This window comes from Micromonospora sp. Mcm103, from assembly GCF_024519755.1.
GTDB lineage: Bacteria > Actinomycetota > Actinomycetes > Mycobacteriales > Micromonosporaceae > Micromonospora > Micromonospora aurantiaca.
Genome location: NZ_JALJRJ010000062.1, coordinates 1 through 646, shown reverse-complemented (window position 1 = coordinate 646; position 646 = coordinate 1). Strand labels below are relative to the sequence as shown.

Annotated in this window: 1 protein-coding gene; it reads left to right on the top strand. The window is 73.8% G+C overall.

All coding sequences use genetic code 11. The features are described 5' to 3' along the window. A partial coding sequence (locus tag OC439_RS30175) for an AMP-binding enzyme (protein WP_262016385.1) occupies positions 1-646 on the top strand: 646 nt, incomplete at both ends.

Genomic DNA, 646 nt, shown 5'->3' with positions numbered 1-646 from the left:
GCCGATCGGCCGGGCGGTGGGGGACCGGGCGTTGTACGTGCTGGACGGTTCGCTGGCCGAGGTGCCGGTGGGTGCGGTGGGTGAGCTGTTCGTCGGCGGTACGCAGTTGGCGCGGGGTTATCTGGGCCGGCCGGGTGCGACGGCGGAGCGGTTCGTGCCGGACCCGTTCGGTGGTGAGCCGGGTGGCCGGTTGTACCGGACCGGGGATCTGGTGCGGTGGCGTGCGGACGGGCAGTTGGAGTTCCGGGGTCGGGCCGACGGTCAGGTGAAGGTGCGTGGGTTCCGGGTCGAGGTGGGTGAGGTCGAGGCCCGCCTGCGGGAACACCCGGGCGTACGCGACGCCGTCGTCGTCGCCTGGCAGGACCGGCTCGTCGCCTACCTGGCCGCGGACGGCGTGACCGCCGACGAGGTACGGCGGTGGCTGGGCGAGCGGCTGCCCGAGTTCATGGTGCCGGCGGTGGTGATCGTCCTCGACGAGCTGCCGCGCACGGTCGGCGGCAAGGTCGACCGGGACCGGCTGCCGGACCCGGAGGGCCACCGTCCGGAGGTGAGCGTGGGCTTCGAGGGCCCGCGTAACCCGACCGAGGAGGCGATCGCGGACGTCTGGCGGCAGGTGCTGCGCGTCGACCGGATCGGCATCCACGAC